Origin of the sequence: Floridaenema evergladense BLCC-F167 (genome assembly GCF_041929205.2) — a bacterium.
GTDB lineage: Bacteria > Cyanobacteriota > Cyanobacteriia > Cyanobacteriales > Aerosakkonemataceae > Floridanema > Floridanema evergladense.
This window is the reverse complement of record NZ_CM171625.1, coordinates 1,626,621-1,642,517: the sequence shown is the minus strand read 5'-3', so window position 1 is coordinate 1,642,517 and position 15,897 is coordinate 1,626,621. Positions and strand designations below refer to the sequence as shown.

Here is a 15,897-nt window from a genome sequence, read left to right as displayed (position 1 = left end):
GTACTACAAGTTCATGTTCTTCTAGCAACGCAGTTCCCAGTAAAGGTCTTCGCCCTGCCGAAAGAAGCCGCAACATTGTAACCAATTCGGATTCCAAATAGCCGAGCGTTGGGATTTTTTTCACTTAAAATTTTTGCTGCTTGCAACCCGGTTTTGTCAACTTCATAATTACCTGTTTCAATATCAATAATAACCATTTTTCCGATATTATCTTCCGTCTCTACTTGTTGGCGGATATTACTTTCGTATAGTTGCTTTGCAAGTCGCGCAACTTCTTCATGGCTTAGAAGGATGGTTTGCATAAATTAACTCCCGTTCGCAACACTGACTTCTAGGAACTCCTTCATAATATCCTAAAATTAAAAAGGGTAGCGATCGCTAATCTGAAAAAAGAGAGTGCGATCGCACAACTTGTTTTTTTGCATGGTAAAATTAACACATAGTTCCTTTAAAATAGTTATCAATGGCAATAGTTAACTTAGAACATATAGAAGTAACCCCCGGTGTGTGTGGCGGCAGACCCCGAATTGCAGGACATCGAATTACAGTGGCAGATATAGCAGTAATGTATACAAAGATGGGGTATTCTCTCGAAGAAATAGCAGGTAAATATGACTTACCCTTAGCTTCAGTTTATGCAGCAATGGCTTATTATTTCGAGCATCGGGAAGAAATCGATCGCCGATTGAGAGAAGACGCTGAATTTGTAGAAGTATTTAAACAACAACATCCATCTAAATTGCAAACTAAGTTACAAAAAATGAGAAATGAGTGAAAAAACTAAGTTTCATTTAGATGAAAGTGTCGATCCAGATATAGCAGTTGCGTTAATTAAGTATGGCATAGATGTAACAACGGCAAAAACCGAAAATTTACTCGGTCAAAGTGATGAGGTACAGTTCGCATTTTGTTGTCAACAACAGCGAGTGTTAATTACTCAAGATAGCGATTTTTTAATTATTGCCAGCCAAGATTTTCAGCATCCAGGTATAGTATATTATCAACCAGGAACTCGCTCTATAGGAGAAATTATTAGAGGGGTAATTCTAATTTATGAAGCTTTAAGTCCAGACGAAATGTATGGAAGCGTTGAATATATTTAAAACAGCGATCGCAATACAAAAAATAGCGATCGCTAATCTGAAAAAAAAAAGTGCGATCGCGCTATTTTTTGAATTTTGCACAAGACTTAGTATCCGATCCATATTCCAACGAGTCGTTTGGTAACATAGAAAGTAACTGCTTTCTTTGTTTGCCATGACCCTAAAAGAATTAGAGCCTCAACTGCTAGCACTCTCCGATCGGGAAAAAGCTCAAGTCGTTCAACTTCTATCTCAGGGCAAAATCACTCTAGGGCGTGGTATTGAAAAAACACCTGGGGTTTGTGGTGGGAGTGCCTGTATTGCTGGAACGCGCATCACTGTTTGGGGACTTGTAGAAGCTCGTCGGATTGGATATAGTGAAGCCGATTTACTCACAAGCTATCCATCGCTATCTGCAACCGATATTGCAAATGCTTGGGCCTACGCTGAAGCTTTCCCGGACGAAATTGAAACAGAAATCCGGGAAAATGATGAAGTGATGTATGAGGATTTGCAGTAGATGGCGCGTCTGTATGCTGATGAGCAATACCCCTATCCTGTTGTAGAATTCCTGCGAACTCTATGACATGATGTTTTAACTGTTCAAGAAGCAGGTAAAGCAAATCAGGGAATTCCCGATCCAGATGTGTTAGCTTTTGCAACTAACGAGAAGCGTGCCGTCATTACCCAAAATCGTAAAGATTTTTTTCGGTTGCACCGCATACAGCCAGATCATGCTGGTATTATCGCCTGTACGAACGACCGCGATTGGGAGGCGCTAGCTAACAGAATTCATGCTGCAATTACAGCAGAAGAACCTTTGCAAGGCAAACTGATTCGCGTTGTGCGTCCTGCTGTGTCACTCTAAGATTTAGGTAATTACAAATAGGCGATCGCACTTTTTTTGCTGGTGCGATCGTTTTTTTATTTTAGGCGATCGCTAATCTGAAAAAATCGAGTGCGATCGCTTATCATAGAGATCGGATTAAACCTATTAACTCAATAGTCAATGCAGATCACGGTTGAAATTCCTGATGAAATTGTTCAGCGCCTAGATCAGACATTGGGGAATCTCTCCCGTCGGCTTCTAGAAATAATTGTTGCTGATGCTTACAACTGTGGCAAAGTCAACACTGCGGAAGTGCGGCAAATGCTTAATTTATCATCTCGCCTTGAAACTCACGCCTTTTTAAAGCGAATGGGTGTTTACCTGAACTATGACGAAGCAGAATTAGAACAAGATCTTCAAACTCTTCAGGAGTTTAGAGGAGAATGATTGTAGTTTCTGACACTTCTGGAATTTGTTATTTGTTGCTAATTAACCAAATCGAAATACTACCAGTTTTGTACAACGTTGTCACTATTCCTCAAACTGTAGCTGATGAATTGAGTGCATTATCATCGCCACCTGTAGTAATAAAGTGGATTGCCAATCCTCCCGACTGGCTTCAGATACAAGCGATCGAAATTGTTCCAACTATTGAACTGGAAAAACTCGATCCGGGCGAACGAGAGGCTATTTTACTTGCAGAACAACTGAAAGCAGATTTGGTGATTTTGGATGACAAAGCAGCAAGACGAATTGCAATGGAACGTGGATTAAGAATTATTGGGCTTCTGGGTATTTTGAAAGACGCTGCTAGATCTGGATTAGTGGATTTAGAAACAAGTTTTGCACAGTTGCGAGAGGTTGGTTTTTGGGTTGCACCGAGTTTGTTGGAAAGGTTGCTGACAGAAGAGTAGTTGAAAATTATAACTTGCGATCGCACTACAAAAAAGCTCATCAGAAAAAACTAAGAATGCGATCGCTGTTTCATTTTAGGCGATCGCTCAGAAGAAAAAAGAGAGTGCGATCGCTATTAATTTAAGTTAGGTTTGCTATCTAATTAATTAGTTGAACATTGATACCATAATAACTTTTATCTTTCTTTTCTCTTTCAAACTGAACTAGAGTATTGGGAGATAAATTTTTCACATCCCCTTTATAGCCACGACTATCAAAATACACATTGTCTTCATACTGATTTCCGTGTTTTATGAAACCAAACCAATAGGGATCTTTCCATATAATTCTGAGAATAGTTCCTTGATAAATTACTTTGTCATCTTCCTCATTTACTAAAGCTGGAGTTTTAATAAAATATTTACGAGCCTCATTGAGCAGTAGTTCGCTAAAGTCCTTACTATTCTTAATACCGTATGGACTTCTACTTTTAACCCACAAATCTTTTGTCACATCAAAGATATTCAATGCTTTTGGTAGTCTTTTCGCAAACTCGTCTTCTTTCAAAATTTGAACAAGTTTATTGCAGTAATCTTCCATCGATTTTAACTTTGTGAGTTTGGGAGGGAACTCTCCTACACTAATCCTAAATATTAAGTAAAGATGAGCTTTATAAGTCCTATACTTTTTGTCAATTTTATCCTCTCTGAACCATTTTTCAAACATATACCAGATTAAAGCACAAACGTAGTAGGGATAAGGACTATGATCTTCTCGGAAAATTTGTCTTTGCTCTTTTTCTCCTGCATATTGTTCTAGCAGCTTTGCTTCATGTATATGTGAATCATGAGGAGAATTAAGAAAAATGCTAACAAATGTTTGGGTTAAAATTCTCAAATTTACGATTTGAGTTTTTTTGATAAGCGGATCGTCATTATATTGTTTTGCTCGTCTTTCATAATAGATTTTTACATCATTTTCAAAGGATAAGAAAAAAGGCTCTAATATTTCTTGATGAAAAGGTAGTGTTGTCTCAAAAGCTTCTTCCAAAACCTGATTCTGTTTGTTAGTTCCCCTGACAATCTTATTTGATATACCAAGATTCTCTGTAGATATGAGTCTGACAAGGAGTTTTACATTCTGAATATTTGAATTATTTCTTTGGTTGAACAAAGAATTACTTGTTTGACAACCATTAACAATTTGAGGATTTTCGATTTTTACTAGCTTATCCCGAACCTGCTCAAAATTCGTGCATACTATCGTAATTCCATTATTGCAAAGCAGAAACATATCAGGACTGTCCATTATAGTCTTTTCAATTTCACTATTGACATTTTTGTTATTCCCCAAATAATCACGAACATTATCATTAAATAGAGAGCGACGCAATGAACCATCTTCTTTTTGTAAAATCTTCAAAAATTCTGAGGCATTACAAGTAAAAGCATAAGCTTTTTTTACATCATTTTTATTATCTACGATCAATGGGAAAATATCAATTATGTTCATTTGAACTTCAAACTTGTTCTCCAATTCTCGGCAGAACTTAATTAGTTTCTTTGCACCAATAAGTTGTATCTCAATATTTTCAAAAAATCCTATTTTTGTAAGCTCTTCCATAAGCAATTTTTGGTTGCCTGAGAAGTTTTCGTCTGTTGGTTCTATTCCAGTGCTGACGTAATAAAGAAAAAGGCTTGGGTTTTTATCAAGTTTTCTAATTACTTCCTCATTAGAATAGATAAAATCCTTAATTTCGCGAAACTCACTAATTCGGAGGTTTTCAGGTAGATAACGATCTGAAAAAAATACTTTTACTCCTGTTCCAAATGTATTTAACTCTGTTCTGTCAAATTTAGGCCGCATTTTCGACTGAATGAAGACAAACTCAACATTAATCTTGTTACTTTTCTTTGTTATCTCAGTGACTTCCTCTATGTTTCTGACTAATCTATCGTTAACTTTAATTCCTATCCCATCTATACCTGTATCGTTACTTCCTCCAACACAGACAAAATCTAGTAATTCTGCATCGGCTGTGAAGATTTCAGGATAATCGAGACTAAACAGAACGTAATTTACAAACTTTTCAAATGCAGAAGCCTCTTTCCCTTGTTCTTTTTCTGGAGATGTATCGCTTGTATCTATTTCAAATGTCCTTTTAAATTTATTAAAATGTGCCTTAAGAATAAGTTCCATATTGTAATTCCTAGATTTACGCTTTAATACTTTTTCCATCATTCCTGATCAATCGAACCTTTGTCCAGAACAAAAATGTATAATTTTGTCGCTGGTTTTTCCTGCATTAAAATCTTTTCAATATAGCTTTGTATGAAAATGCGCTAAAATATTGGCAAATGTGAGCTATAATTTGCAAAATACTTACGTTTCATTGTCAGATGAACCTTAAAGAAGTGTTAAATCTTGCTGATAAAATAGTATTTACTAAAACAGGTCAGCATCTTGATGATTTACAAGAAGCGGTACTGCGGGGAACTTTTGAACGTGAGACATATAAGCAAATAGCTAAGGATTTTGATTGTTCTGAAAGTCGTGCTAGAGAAGTGGGATCGGAATTATGGCAGATTCTTTCAGAGGAGTTAGGGGAGGATGTCAGTAAATCAAATTTTCGATCAGCTATGCAGAGATGGCAAAACTCTAATATTTTAAACTTTGCACAAAATGTGAGTGGAAGTTTCAACATTTGTGGCGACAGTAAACACTCGTCAGATACACCAAACTCACACGCACATAATGAGGAAACAGCTAACTCGAAACAAACTAAAACCTCGCATCAAGATTTAAGTGAAATGCCGGAGTTGGGTGTTTTTTACGATCGCACTCCCCAACTAGAAACCCTAAAAACATTAATTTTAGAACAACGCTGTCGCTTAATAGCACTAACAGGTATTAGCGGTATCGGCAAAACTACATTAGCAGCGCAACTCGTACAACAAATAAAAGATGAATTTGAGTATGTTATTTGGTGCAATTTTGAAACTTCTCCCACCTTAGCTGAATTTCAAGATAAACTAATCCAGTTTTTCTCACAACCAGAACAGCTAGATTCACCTGCAACTAACCAAAAACCTTTACCGTTAATTAAGTATTTACAAAAATATAGCTGTTTAGTAGTTTTAGATGACATTCACAATCTTTTCAGTAGCGGGGAATTAGCAGGAAAGTATAAACCTGGATATGAAGAATATCGCTATTTATTTAAAAATATAGAAACATTATCTCATCAAAGTTGCTTTTTGTTAATTGGTTGGGAACAACCCAGAGAAGTAACTCAAGTTAAAAACCAAAATCCTACTATTTGTACTTTACAACTAACTGGTTTAGATATTGAACCTGCACGGGAATTACTCAGAAATTACGGATTAGGAGAAATTGAGAATTACTCAGCAATTATTCATCGCTACCAAGGCAACCCATTCTGGTTAAAAAGTGTGGGGAATCAGTTTCAAGAGTTGGGAGAATGCGTAATTGAGTTATTGCAAGATGATACTATTTTATTACCGGAAGATTTGCAAGATAGTTTACAACAAACGATTAGTCGCTTATCAGATTGGGAAAAAGAAGTTCTTTCTTTGATGGCGAGAGAAGGTGACGGAATTAAATTGGTAAAATTAATAGAAAATACCAAAATTCCCCCGTCAGATTTAGTGAATGTATTGCAATCTTTATGGCGACGCTGTTTGATAGAACAACAGGGAAGTTGTTACATTTTGCCTAATGTATTGAGGGAGTATATGAAATTTAGATCCCCGACTTCTTCAAGAAGTCGGGGATTTACTGATAGTTAATCGGGGTAAAAATTTGAATCTAACACCTCATCTAAAGCGTACTCACAGCTTTCGGGGAAGTAGTCTTCATCCAATCCAGTTTCGTTAGCCGCAGACAGCACAGCAATTTCATAAGCATCGGTTAGCTTTTCCTCAATTTCATATTTTAAGCTGGGGCTATCTTCTAACAATAACGAAATCCGTTTGCGCTGTTCCCGAATCGTTCTTTGCCAACTTTTCGATCGCTTTTCTGGTTGATATTGCCATTTCAAAAGATGTGCTAGGAGTACCGCCAATCGATCGATTAATTGCCGTTTATCACTCCTCGCCATGCCTTCGAGTTCCTCAGCAATCTGTTCTAAATCCAGTTCTGCAAATTCCCCTCGCCGCAACAGTTCAGCACTTTTGAGTAACCAGGCATAAAAATCTGTTTCGTAGGTAGGATTTGCTGTTGAGTGGTTCATACATATCCTGAATGAGTCCATCATTTTTGATTTTAAAAGTTATTAGCCAGAGTTGATGGCTCAAATATTGCATTGTTAATCTGATGCAGCACCATGTATTAGCAAGCATCTTCTTTGTTCTCTATTCACAATCAAAAATGTGAAGCCCCAAATTATGAAATTAGTAATTTTGATAATCTCTGAGAAAAGCTATTAGCTTGTTTGATTAGGAAAACTTATTACCATTACCTACTACCTACTAAAGAAGAGATTTCCCCAGTCATGGGTGCCTACACAGGTAAGAAACTGAGTTACCACCTCTGACTCATAACCTCTGCGCCAAACTAGTCCAACAGTGCGTTGTAATGGCAAATCCGCGATCGGGATAAAGACAACCCCTGGAACATTTGACCATTCTGGCATAATAGATAGTCCCAATCCGGCTGCCACCAAGGAGAATACCCATTCCTCGTGATCCGCTCGATAAACAATCTGAGGTCGAATCGAGGTAAAGAGTTTCTGCATCTCCCTATATCGCTCACAGTGCAGCCGCTCAATAAAAGGCTGTCTATGCAGGTCAGCCAATTGAACCGTTTCCCGACTAGCTAAAGGATGATTCGTAGACACGGCGAGGACTCGACGCTGCTGGAAAAGAGTCAACGAGGTTTTAGGAGCTTCATAACCGTCTAAAACGGTCATAACCAGGTCAACATCACCTTGTTCCAGTTGGTCGCCAAGTTCACTGAAAGAGCCGTCCACCAATTCAATCAGCACCGACGGAGACTGCTGTTGAAAGGTGTGAATTAGATCGGCTAGACAGGCGATCCTAATAGTACGTAGGGTACCTAAGCGCAAAACTGGCTGCTGTTTCAACTCCCGCAACTCTCGTAAGGTTGCTTGATAATTATCCAGAAGAATTTTGGCTTTCTTTTGGAAGAGTTTACCAGCCGGAGTCAGAACAGCTCGCCGTCCTCCCCGCTCGAACAAGGTCACATCAAGAACCTGCTCTAGCTTCTTAATGCCCGCTGAGAGAGAGGGTTGGGAGACAAACAAACGTTCTGCGGCTTTGCTAAAGCTGCCTGTTTCAGTGATGGCAAGGAAGTAGCGGAGCTGGTACAAATCCATAGTTATAGATATTGTCTATCGGTCTCATCGGAAAAATTGCCTTGCTTCCCAGGTTTATATCTCTGAAAATGGCAAAGTCACAGTTAATTCTCTTCTTAAATCTATGGCATGAAGGGCAAGTCATGACGAAACTGCTTTACATCAAATGTTCGCCCCGTGGCGATCGCTCCAAATCTACCCAGATTGCCGAAGCGTTCCTACCTGCCTACAAGGAAAAGCATCCAGATGCGGAGATTGAGGAATTTGACCTCTTTAAGGCCAGCTTGCCTGAATACGACGGTGATGGTGTTGCTGCCAAAATGTCCTTCTTTGGCGAACCCGCGATGGACGGCAAACAACAGACCGTCTATGACGAACTGGTTCGGATCTTCAACCATTTCAATTCTGCGGACGACTACTTGTTCAGCGTACCGATGTGGAACTTTGGTGTGCCCTGGAAGCTAAAACTCTACATCGACCTGTTGACCATGCCTAGCACCCTCTTCGGCTTTGACCCAGCGCTTGGCTATATCGGGTTGCTCAAAAATAAGCGGGCGACTGCGGTCTATTCTGCTGCCATTTACAGTACTGGCGCACCGAAGCAATTCGGGGTTGATCATGTATCGACTCATCTCACCGACTGGTTGAACTTTGCCGGGGTCGATGATGTTGTGACGGTCTGGTATCAACGCTATAAACTGATTAGTGACGATGAGGCAAGTGTAGCATTGGACAAAGCGCGGGAAGAGGTAAAGGCAGCGGCGCGGCGTTAAGCGCAGCGTTCACTAGGAACGGTTTTACAATAGACATCGAAGGCAATCGAATCATGCTAAACATCGATCGCCCTTAGTATAGAAAAGTTTGACCAGTAAATTTCAACAACAGAGGACAACAATTATGACTCAAGCAAAGAATCCTGCCGATCCAACTCCTCCAACCCTGGAAGGGAAACTGGCTCTTTTAAAGAAACTCAGAGATGAACTGGGCAGCGGTGATACCATTCGTCGCCTCTTTTTTGGCGACTTGGAACCCATTGCCCTACAACCTGGAGGAGCGGGCACGGTAGTTCATCTTTATAACAAAGCCAATGATGTGACGATCGCCTATTGTGTTACCTATGATGTATTTCTGGCTGCCCGTCCGGGACGAGTTACCGAGTTTGACCCGGCTGAAATCAAATAAAAGGAGTTAACGAATTCATGTCTTTCCATCCGGGAGAAATTGCGATCCAATCTATGGCGCAGGTACGTGAAGAGGCAGCCAGCCTGGATCGTCTGATAGGTAACAGGATTAGCCAGGGGGCTCAAGCACTGCTCTCAACCCAATCATTTGCCATCGCTGCTAGCGTCGATCGAGAAAATAGGGTTTGGGCATCCCTATTAATTGGTGAACCAGGCTTCGTAGAGGTTCTGGATTCTCATACAATTCAAATTCGTTTCCTACCCATTATCAGCGATCCTCTGTTTCAAAACCTGCTTGCCCATCCCCAGATTGGCATTCTGATTATCGACTTGGAAAATCGTCGGAGGCTTCGGCTGAATGGGAAAGCGCAAGTGCAGATTGGATCGTCGAGTTCAACCGGAGAAAGACAGAATCAAATGACGATTCAGCTTCAAGAAGTATTTTTCAACTGTCCCAAATATATTCAGACCCGCTACCAAACAGCAACTAACCAGGAACCGCTAGCCCCTTTGATAAGCTCTACAAGAGTATCGCTGAATTCAACCGATCGGCAGTGGATTACAACTGCTGATACCTTCTTTATTGCCAGTTTCTACGCCGATACAGGGGCTGATGCGTCTCATCGGGGAGGCTTTCCAGGTTTTGTGCAGGTTATCAGCCCGAATCAACTTGTCTTTCCCGATTATGCGGGAAACAATATGTTTCAGACTTTAGGAAATCTAGCTGTCAATCCTTACGCTGGACTATTGTTCGTTAATTTTGAACAGGGACATACTCTGCAATTGACTGGCACATCAAAGATTATCTGGGAGAAGGAGCGATTATCTCAAATAACTGGGGCACAGCGGCTCATCGAGTTCACGATCGAGCAGGTCTTAGAAACTCAAAATGTAACACCTTTTCGCTGGCAGTTTGGTGAATACTCACCCGCTATTCCTGCTCCGGCATAACATTGAATTATGCAATTTCAGTTTGGAATAGCTTACAAATCGGCAATCATTTTTTACCTTGATTTAAAGAAAAGCTTTCTTGCCGTAACCTGTATTTAGATTTTGAGAGTTCAAAACCCAACAAAATGATGAGTTCATCTCTAACTTTCGTCTGAGTACAAAAGAGTAATATTATGCCAATTCGGTTTATCGTTCTAGCTAAAATTTTTTTATGCCAGAGAATATGGCTGCTGGAAAATCAAGTGTTGCCCAAGAATTGATTTGATAGCCATTCTTGGAAAAGAGTTTCTAATACTTGCTCTCTATCTTGCTCAAGCATTAGATCAAACCCTTTCTCAATCAGAGCTTTCCAGTTGTAGAGATAATATTCAAATTTTACAGCCAGCCGCAGGAAAAAAATTCTGGCAGACAGCAGACGCACCAATGGGAATAAGCTACGATTTTGAAGAGTAGCCGCATTAGAAGTTCTCTACCGCAGGCCGTAAATCGAGTTCTAATGTCCAGGCTGTCTTGTCCTGATTGTGCAGTTGCCAGTACATTTGGGCGATCGCTTCCGGCTTGAGCATCGTATGTTCCTCGCGCTGGGGTGTCATTGAGCGCACCCGCTCCGTATTAATGAAACCATCTATAACAATATGAGCCAGATGAATTCCCTGTGGGCCAAATTCTCGTGCTAAGGATTGTGCTAATGCCCGTAAACCAAATTTACCCACAGCTAACCCAGCAAACCGAGCCGAACCTTTCAGTGCTGCTGTAGCACCTGTAAACAAAATCGTGCCTTCTCCTTGCTGTATCATGGCGGGAAGAACCTGCTGTGCTGCCAGAAAAGCACCAAAACAATTGATTTTCCAATTGGTTTCAAACTGTTCTGGGGTAAGTTCTAAAATTCCCGCCATTTGGAAAGCTCCGGCATTATAAACCAGCACGTTAGGATCGCCTAGATGCTCTCGCACCTGCTCAAAGGCAGCTTTTACGGAATCAGGAGCAGTTGCATCAACAGCAACCGATAACGCTCTAGTACCAAGGGCTTCGATGTCTGTTTGAATTGCAGTTAGTTTGTCAGTATTCCTTGCCATCAACGCAACGGTGAAGTTTTCCTGAGCAAATCGGTAAGCGATCGCTGCTCCCAATCCTGGGCCTACTCCTAAAACAACTGCTACCTTTGCTGAACTCATCTACTATGCTCCCTTAATCTATACGATTATAAATCACGATTATTGCTCCAACTGGCAAATTGCTTCAATTTGTCGGGATTTCGCATGGTGTAAATAGATTGAATCAAACCATCTACAATTTCAAAGGTCATCACACTTTGAGTGCAACCATCTGCCATGACGACGATACCCGGTTGTCCGTTCACCTCAACCACCCGAACAGTAGGTGTCACTAGCCATTGGCGGCTTTTATACCGTTCATTCGGTATTGCCTGCGTTGGAGAGTGAAGGGGATGCAGCGATCAGGTTGGGGCGAATGTGCGATCGCTTCCAAGAACAAAAATCTAACTCTTCATTACTGGATTGTAATCCAACGCCGCCCGCTCCCAATTCCCTAAATTCGCTGCTGCTTCGTAAGTACTTTGCAAAAAATCTAACACCATTGCATCTGGATCGCTTGCCTGCCTTACTGCCTGATATGGCAAGACGAACTCTTGCATCTCTTGGCTAAAGAAGGCTTCCTGGGGTTGCACCGGGTAATCTGGGAATCCTTCCGGGGCTGGATAGGCGTAGGCGTAGAATAATGCCTCGATTGAGCCTTTGCCAAACCAAAACCCACAACTGCTCACCTCATGGGAGTAAGCCTCTCGCGTCACCCAGTCTGCCATCCCTGGTACACCCCCTGGATGCTGGGGCGCAGGTCGCCCGGAGAAGCGAGTCACTGCCAAATCAAAGCTGCCCCAGAAAAAATGAACTGGACTACACTTTCCTGCATAACGGGCGCGGAAAATTGTCAGGAGACGATCGCACTGCACCAGAATTCGCCAAAACCGTTGAGCATAGTCTCGATCGTAAGCTGCGTGCTGAGTATCCTGCTCAAAGGGAATTGGATCGCTCACTTCCTGTGGCATTGTCCAGATGTGTACGTCAATTCCTACATCCAGTAGAGTACTCATCACCGCTTGATAAAAATCAGCGACAGAGCGGGGCATGAGTGCGATCGTTTTTGTCATTCCATCGTTGGTTTCTATTACCAATTGATGATTGAGAAAATCAAAGGTGATTTGAAAAGTACGAGTTTTGTAGGGAATGGTTGATGTAGTCAGTCCACGCGGGGTGACATAAAGGGTTGAATGCCACCAGTGATTCACTTTCGGCGCGAGTACTAATCGAATCTTGCCAATAATTTGAGTCCACAGATGTAGCGTTTCATTCGTATCTTGCCAATCTGCAATCAGTAAGGGCACCCAAACTTCTGAGTCTAAATTAGATGTGAGAACAGCCATAACTTTTTCTAACGACCTATACCCAACCTGTTGTATTCAATCTTAATACAATCGTCCATAATTACATCTCAAAAGTGATCTAAGTCAATTATCCTGCTTATCTAGGTCACGAAATAGCTTTAATTGAATCACTCATTTTGAAGATTTGCATCAAATAAAAAGAGGAGTTGTATCAACAAAAAAGCTGGTAATCATCACAATTTTTTCCGTTTTCTATCACTAATTTATCTCAGCAATAGCGGCATTATTAAAAGTGTCAGCACCAGAAAAAACCAAAACAAACCCAAGGAAAAACAAATTATGCAACTAATTTATCGCGGTCATACCTACAATTACACTCCCGATGCTCCTAAAGCTTATGTCAAACCTCGTGCTATTAACTGGCGCTATCAAATGTCTCTAGCAATCTAATACAATAAGACAAAAAACATCGGGCAGAAGGAAAGAAGACTAACAACAAAGCTTTTTTACTTGCTTTTAACTGTGATAGTTATTTCTGCCGCACTAACAATGTAACTTTCGTTTTTCAATTGTATCAATAAATCATTTAAACACAGCAAATACTTTTGGAGGAACTACTATGCAACTCGTAAATCGCGGTGCTAACTATTCTGATACATTTTCATTGTTACAAAATAATACCCAGCTTTGCTATCGGGGTGCTAAATATTTCCCTACGATTTCATCACCCCGACACAATATCGAACTTTCTTATCGAGGTAATAAATATTGTTCCGTAGGTTCTCCAGCGATCGCACCAGTAGCAAATCAAAAGCTCTCTTATCACGGTACTACCTACTATCGTGGAGAGGCAGTTGACACTTTAAATTAGTCGCTGCCAGGTAATAAATCGCTTTTGATGAGAGTGGAAGCGATATCAAGATTCTGTCAACAAATACCGTTAGGCAAACGGAATTTGAAGCTTGTGGAGAGAGCGTAAGACTAATTAGCAATCCTGCTAAAAAGCAGCACTCTAAGAAACAAGAATCTCCCCTGGAGAGCGTTAGCTTAAGGGGAGAGTGTCAATTAGTATTATCACACGGCGACTGTGGCAATTTCTTCGGGGGTGAGGTGAGAGTGTAATACTTGACCGTCGCGGAACCAAACGATACGGTTGGTTTGTTTTGCTACTTCTGGTTCGTGAGTTACCATGACGACTGTAATTCCACTTTCATTTAATTCTGTAAAAATATCCATTACTTCTTGGGTGGTTTTAGAATCTAATGCGCCTGTGGGTTCGTCTGCTAATAATAATACTGGGCGGTTGACTATGGCGCGTGCGATCGCCACCCGCTGCTGCTGTCCCCCGGAAAGTTGATTAGGTTTATTATTTAATCTTTGCGCTAATCCCACTCTCGTTAGTGCTTCTACCGCACGTTCTTTTCTTTCTCCCCCTGGAACACCTGCATAAACCATTGGTAACATGACATTTTCTAAAGCAGTTAATTGGGGTAAAAGGTGGAATTGTTGAAAGACAAAACCTAATTTTTGATTGCGAATTTTCGCCAACTCTGCATCTGGTAATTGAGAAACATCTACTCGGTCTAAATAATAATTACCGGAAGTTGGGCGATCGAGACAACCGATAATATTCATTGCTGTAGATTTACCCGATCCAGAAGCACCCATAATTGAGCAATATTCGCCTTCTTCAACTATTAAGTTGACTTCTTGGAGTGCTTTTACTTCTGTATCGCCACTACCGTAAACTTTACTAATATTTTCTAATCGAATAACTACTGGTTTGAGCATAATTTTGGGGATTGGGGACTGGGGATTGGGGACTGGGGATTGGGGATTGGGGATTGGGGATTGGAGTTTTTAGTTAATACATTTCGCCTTGTACCTTTCTCCCCCTGTTTCCCAGTCCCTAGTCCCTAGTCCCCAGTCCCTAAACTAAGCGCTTCTCAAAGCGACAATTGGATCTAATTTAGCGGCGCGTTGTGCGGGAACGACACCGAAAAATAAACCGATACCGCCAGAAATTCCTACAGCTAGGACGATCGCAACTGGTGAAATTCCGGCTTTTAAAGGTGTTAAAGCACCAACTAAAGCGATTCCACTAACACCAATTATAGTTCCAACAATGCCACCAGCAGCAGAGAGAATGATTGCTTCTATCATGAATTGAATTAGGATATCTTGCTGGGTGGCACCGATCGCTTTTCTCAACCCAATTTCTTGAGTTCTTTCTGTCACCGAAACTAGCATAATATTCATTACGCCGATTCCGCCAACGAACAGAGAAATTCCCGCGATCGCTGCTAACATTAATGTCAAAGCGCCTGTAATTGTTCCGACAATTTGCAAAACATCTCTTTGCGTTCTGACGGTAAAATCATCTTCGGTGGTAATTTTATGGCGCAATCTTAACAAATTACTAATTTGAAATTGCGCCGCACCAATACTTTTAGCATCTCGCGCCGAAACTGCAATAAAATCTACTTCTGTTCCGTAAGGAGAAGTTCTTCCTCTGAGGCGATTTGCCATTGTAGTTAGAGGAATAAAAATTGTATCGTCTTGGTTATTTCCTAAGAAAGAACCCTTTTGTTCCATCACCCCAACTACTAAAAAGCTGAGATTTCTAATCCGAATTTTTTCTCCTATGGGGTTTTGACTACCAAATAGTTTACCAACTACATCAGATCCGAGAATCGCTACTTGGTTGTTGCTTTTCAAATCTTGATTGCTAAAAAATCTGCCTCTAGCTAAATCAAAACTGCGAACTGGTAAAAATTCTGGGGTAACGCCAATAATTTGGGTGTTAGTATTCTTATTACTATAAACTACTTGTTGACGGCTTTGAATTTGTGGGGCTACCTCTGTCACCGATGGTACTTGACGTGCGATCGCATTCGCATCTTCTAACACCAACGTTTTCGGAATATCCCGGTTTCTTTGCGCGTTTTGATTACCAGGAATGATAAACAAAACATTTGGCCCAAGGGATTCAAACTGTTCTGATGCTAACTTTTGCGCCCCTTGTCCAATTCCTACCATAGCAATTACGGAGGCATTACCAATGATAATGCCTAACATTGTTAAAGTGCTACGTAATTTGTTTGCAACTAATGTAGTAGTTGCCATTTTCACGCTTTCTACAATATCCATTTTTTATCAGGATTTAAAGATTTACTAGATTTGACCAGGATTGACCAGTATTTGAGGATTTACATGATTTATTG

General features: G+C 40.7%; 21 protein-coding genes and 1 pseudogene. 13 read left to right on the top strand and 9 right to left on the bottom strand.

Translation table 11 applies throughout. The annotated features are described in order from the left end of the window. Nucleotides 1-11: 11 nt before the first annotated feature. On the bottom strand, nucleotides 12-302 hold the full coding sequence (locus tag ACE1CA_RS07785; RefSeq protein ID WP_413281026.1) for a hypothetical protein: 291 nt from the start codon (nucleotides 300-302) through the stop codon (nucleotides 12-14). A 161-nt stretch (nucleotides 303-463) separates the two neighbouring features. Between ACE1CA_RS07785 and ACE1CA_RS07780 the strand changes: the two genes are divergently transcribed. The 7 genes and pseudogenes from ACE1CA_RS07780 to ACE1CA_RS07750 all read left to right on the top strand — a co-directional run bounded on the left by ACE1CA_RS07780 (nucleotide 464) and on the right by ACE1CA_RS07750 (nucleotide 2,950). Continuing rightward, entirely contained in the window at nucleotides 464-775 is a 312-nt protein-coding gene (locus tag ACE1CA_RS07780) for a DUF433 domain-containing protein (RefSeq protein WP_413281025.1), read from the top strand. Then, nucleotides 768-1,103 (top strand): DUF5615 family PIN-like protein, encoded by a 336-nt coding sequence (locus ACE1CA_RS07775; protein WP_413281024.1) that lies wholly within the window; start codon nucleotides 768-770, stop codon nucleotides 1,101-1,103. The genes ACE1CA_RS07780 and ACE1CA_RS07775 overlap by 8 nt, the downstream gene beginning before the upstream one ends. A gap of 154 nt (nucleotides 1,104-1,257) precedes the next feature. Beyond that, complete coding sequence (locus ACE1CA_RS07770) at nucleotides 1,258-1,602, top strand: DUF433 domain-containing protein (protein ID WP_413281023.1); 345 nt, start codon at nucleotides 1,258-1,260, stop codon at nucleotides 1,600-1,602. Beyond that, nucleotides 1,603-1,950, top strand: a pseudogene (locus ACE1CA_RS07765) (DUF5615 family PIN-like protein). Between the two features lie 141 nt (nucleotides 1,951-2,091). After that, nucleotides 2,092-2,358, top strand: coding sequence for a UPF0175 family protein (locus ACE1CA_RS07760; RefSeq protein ID WP_413281022.1), 267 nt, complete (start codon nucleotides 2,092-2,094; stop codon nucleotides 2,356-2,358). Then, nucleotides 2,355-2,825, top strand: a complete 471-nt coding sequence (locus ACE1CA_RS07755; RefSeq protein WP_413281021.1) for a PIN domain-containing protein — start codon at nucleotides 2,355-2,357, stop codon at nucleotides 2,823-2,825. The genes ACE1CA_RS07760 and ACE1CA_RS07755 overlap by 4 nt, the downstream gene beginning before the upstream one ends. Next, nucleotides 2,780-2,950 carry a hypothetical protein gene (locus ACE1CA_RS07750; RefSeq protein WP_486517991.1) on the top strand — a complete coding sequence of 57 codons (171 nt, stop codon included), beginning with the start codon at nucleotides 2,780-2,782 and terminating at the stop codon, nucleotides 2,948-2,950. Before ACE1CA_RS07755 ends, ACE1CA_RS07750 begins: the two co-directional genes overlap by 46 nt. A 14-nt stretch (nucleotides 2,951-2,964) precedes the next feature. Here ACE1CA_RS07750 and ACE1CA_RS07745 read toward each other — a convergent pair whose 3' ends face one another. Then, a complete protein-coding gene (locus ACE1CA_RS07745; protein WP_413281020.1) occupies nucleotides 2,965-5,004 on the bottom strand; it encodes an AIPR family protein in 2,040 nt (679 codons plus the stop codon). A 200-nt stretch (nucleotides 5,005-5,204) separates the two neighbouring features. Between ACE1CA_RS07745 and ACE1CA_RS07740 the strand changes: the two genes are divergently transcribed. Beyond that, nucleotides 5,205-6,614, top strand: coding sequence for a helix-turn-helix domain-containing protein (locus ACE1CA_RS07740; RefSeq protein ID WP_413281019.1), 1,410 nt, complete (start codon nucleotides 5,205-5,207; stop codon nucleotides 6,612-6,614). Here the strand turns inward: ACE1CA_RS07740 and ACE1CA_RS07735 are convergent. Beyond that, complete coding sequence (locus tag ACE1CA_RS07735) at nucleotides 6,611-7,057, bottom strand: DUF29 domain-containing protein (RefSeq protein WP_413281018.1); 447 nt, start codon at nucleotides 7,055-7,057, stop codon at nucleotides 6,611-6,613. The two genes, ACE1CA_RS07740 and ACE1CA_RS07735, sit on opposite strands and share 4 nt — an antisense overlap. 231 nt (nucleotides 7,058-7,288) lie before the next feature. Next, complete coding sequence (locus ACE1CA_RS07730; RefSeq protein WP_413281017.1) at nucleotides 7,289-8,161, bottom strand: LysR family transcriptional regulator; 873 nt, start codon at nucleotides 8,159-8,161, stop codon at nucleotides 7,289-7,291. A 122-nt stretch (nucleotides 8,162-8,283) separates the two neighbouring features. Between ACE1CA_RS07730 and ACE1CA_RS07725 the strand changes: the two genes are divergently transcribed. From ACE1CA_RS07725 to ACE1CA_RS07710, 4 genes are all read left to right on the top strand, one after another. Next, a complete protein-coding gene (locus tag ACE1CA_RS07725; protein WP_413281016.1) occupies nucleotides 8,284-8,913 on the top strand; it encodes an FMN-dependent NADH-azoreductase in 630 nt (209 codons plus the stop codon). A 124-nt stretch (nucleotides 8,914-9,037) separates the two neighbouring features. Then, entirely contained in the window at nucleotides 9,038-9,322 is a 285-nt protein-coding gene (locus ACE1CA_RS07720; RefSeq protein WP_413281015.1) for a hypothetical protein, read from the top strand. A 17-nt stretch (nucleotides 9,323-9,339) separates the two neighbouring features. Then, nucleotides 9,340-10,272, top strand: a complete 933-nt coding sequence (locus ACE1CA_RS07715; RefSeq protein WP_413281014.1) for a pyridoxamine 5'-phosphate oxidase family protein — start codon at nucleotides 9,340-9,342, stop codon at nucleotides 10,270-10,272. Between the two features lie 261 nt (nucleotides 10,273-10,533). Beyond that, a complete protein-coding gene (locus tag ACE1CA_RS07710) occupies nucleotides 10,534-10,725 on the top strand; it encodes a hypothetical protein (RefSeq protein WP_413281013.1) in 192 nt (63 codons plus the stop codon). A gap of 5 nt (nucleotides 10,726-10,730) precedes the next feature. On the opposite strand, the gene ACE1CA_RS07705 is transcribed toward ACE1CA_RS07710, so the two are convergent. The 3 genes from ACE1CA_RS07705 to ACE1CA_RS07695 all read right to left on the bottom strand — a co-directional run bounded on the left by ACE1CA_RS07705 (nucleotide 10,731) and on the right by ACE1CA_RS07695 (nucleotide 12,712). Beyond that, nucleotides 10,731-11,447, bottom strand: a complete 717-nt coding sequence (locus ACE1CA_RS07705) for an SDR family NAD(P)-dependent oxidoreductase (RefSeq protein ID WP_413281012.1) — start codon at nucleotides 11,445-11,447, stop codon at nucleotides 10,731-10,733. Between the two features lie 26 nt (nucleotides 11,448-11,473). Continuing rightward, entirely contained in the window at nucleotides 11,474-11,659 is a 186-nt protein-coding gene (locus tag ACE1CA_RS07700) for a hypothetical protein (protein WP_413281011.1), read from the bottom strand. Between the two features lie 111 nt (nucleotides 11,660-11,770). Next, nucleotides 11,771-12,712 carry a DUF5996 family protein gene (locus tag ACE1CA_RS07695; protein WP_413281010.1) on the bottom strand — a complete coding sequence of 314 codons (942 nt, stop codon included), beginning with the start codon at nucleotides 12,710-12,712 and terminating at the stop codon, nucleotides 11,771-11,773. Nucleotides 12,713-13,292: 580 nt separating this feature from the next. Here ACE1CA_RS07695 and ACE1CA_RS07690 point away from each other — a divergent pair. Next, complete coding sequence (locus tag ACE1CA_RS07690) at nucleotides 13,293-13,544, top strand: DUF4278 domain-containing protein (protein WP_486517711.1); 252 nt, start codon at nucleotides 13,293-13,295, stop codon at nucleotides 13,542-13,544. Nucleotides 13,545-13,747: 203 nt separating this feature from the next. Here ACE1CA_RS07690 and ACE1CA_RS07685 read toward each other — a convergent pair whose 3' ends face one another. Together ACE1CA_RS07685 and ACE1CA_RS07680 are read right to left on the bottom strand one after the other, a co-directional pair. Continuing rightward, nucleotides 13,748-14,464, bottom strand: coding sequence for an ABC transporter ATP-binding protein (locus ACE1CA_RS07685; RefSeq protein WP_413281709.1), 717 nt, complete (start codon nucleotides 14,462-14,464; stop codon nucleotides 13,748-13,750). Between the two features lie 144 nt (nucleotides 14,465-14,608). After that, nucleotides 14,609-15,823: an ABC transporter permease gene (locus tag ACE1CA_RS07680; RefSeq protein WP_413281710.1), complete on the bottom strand. Its 1,215-nt coding sequence runs from the start codon at nucleotides 15,821-15,823 to the stop codon at nucleotides 14,609-14,611. Nucleotides 15,824-15,897 lie beyond the last annotated feature (74 nt).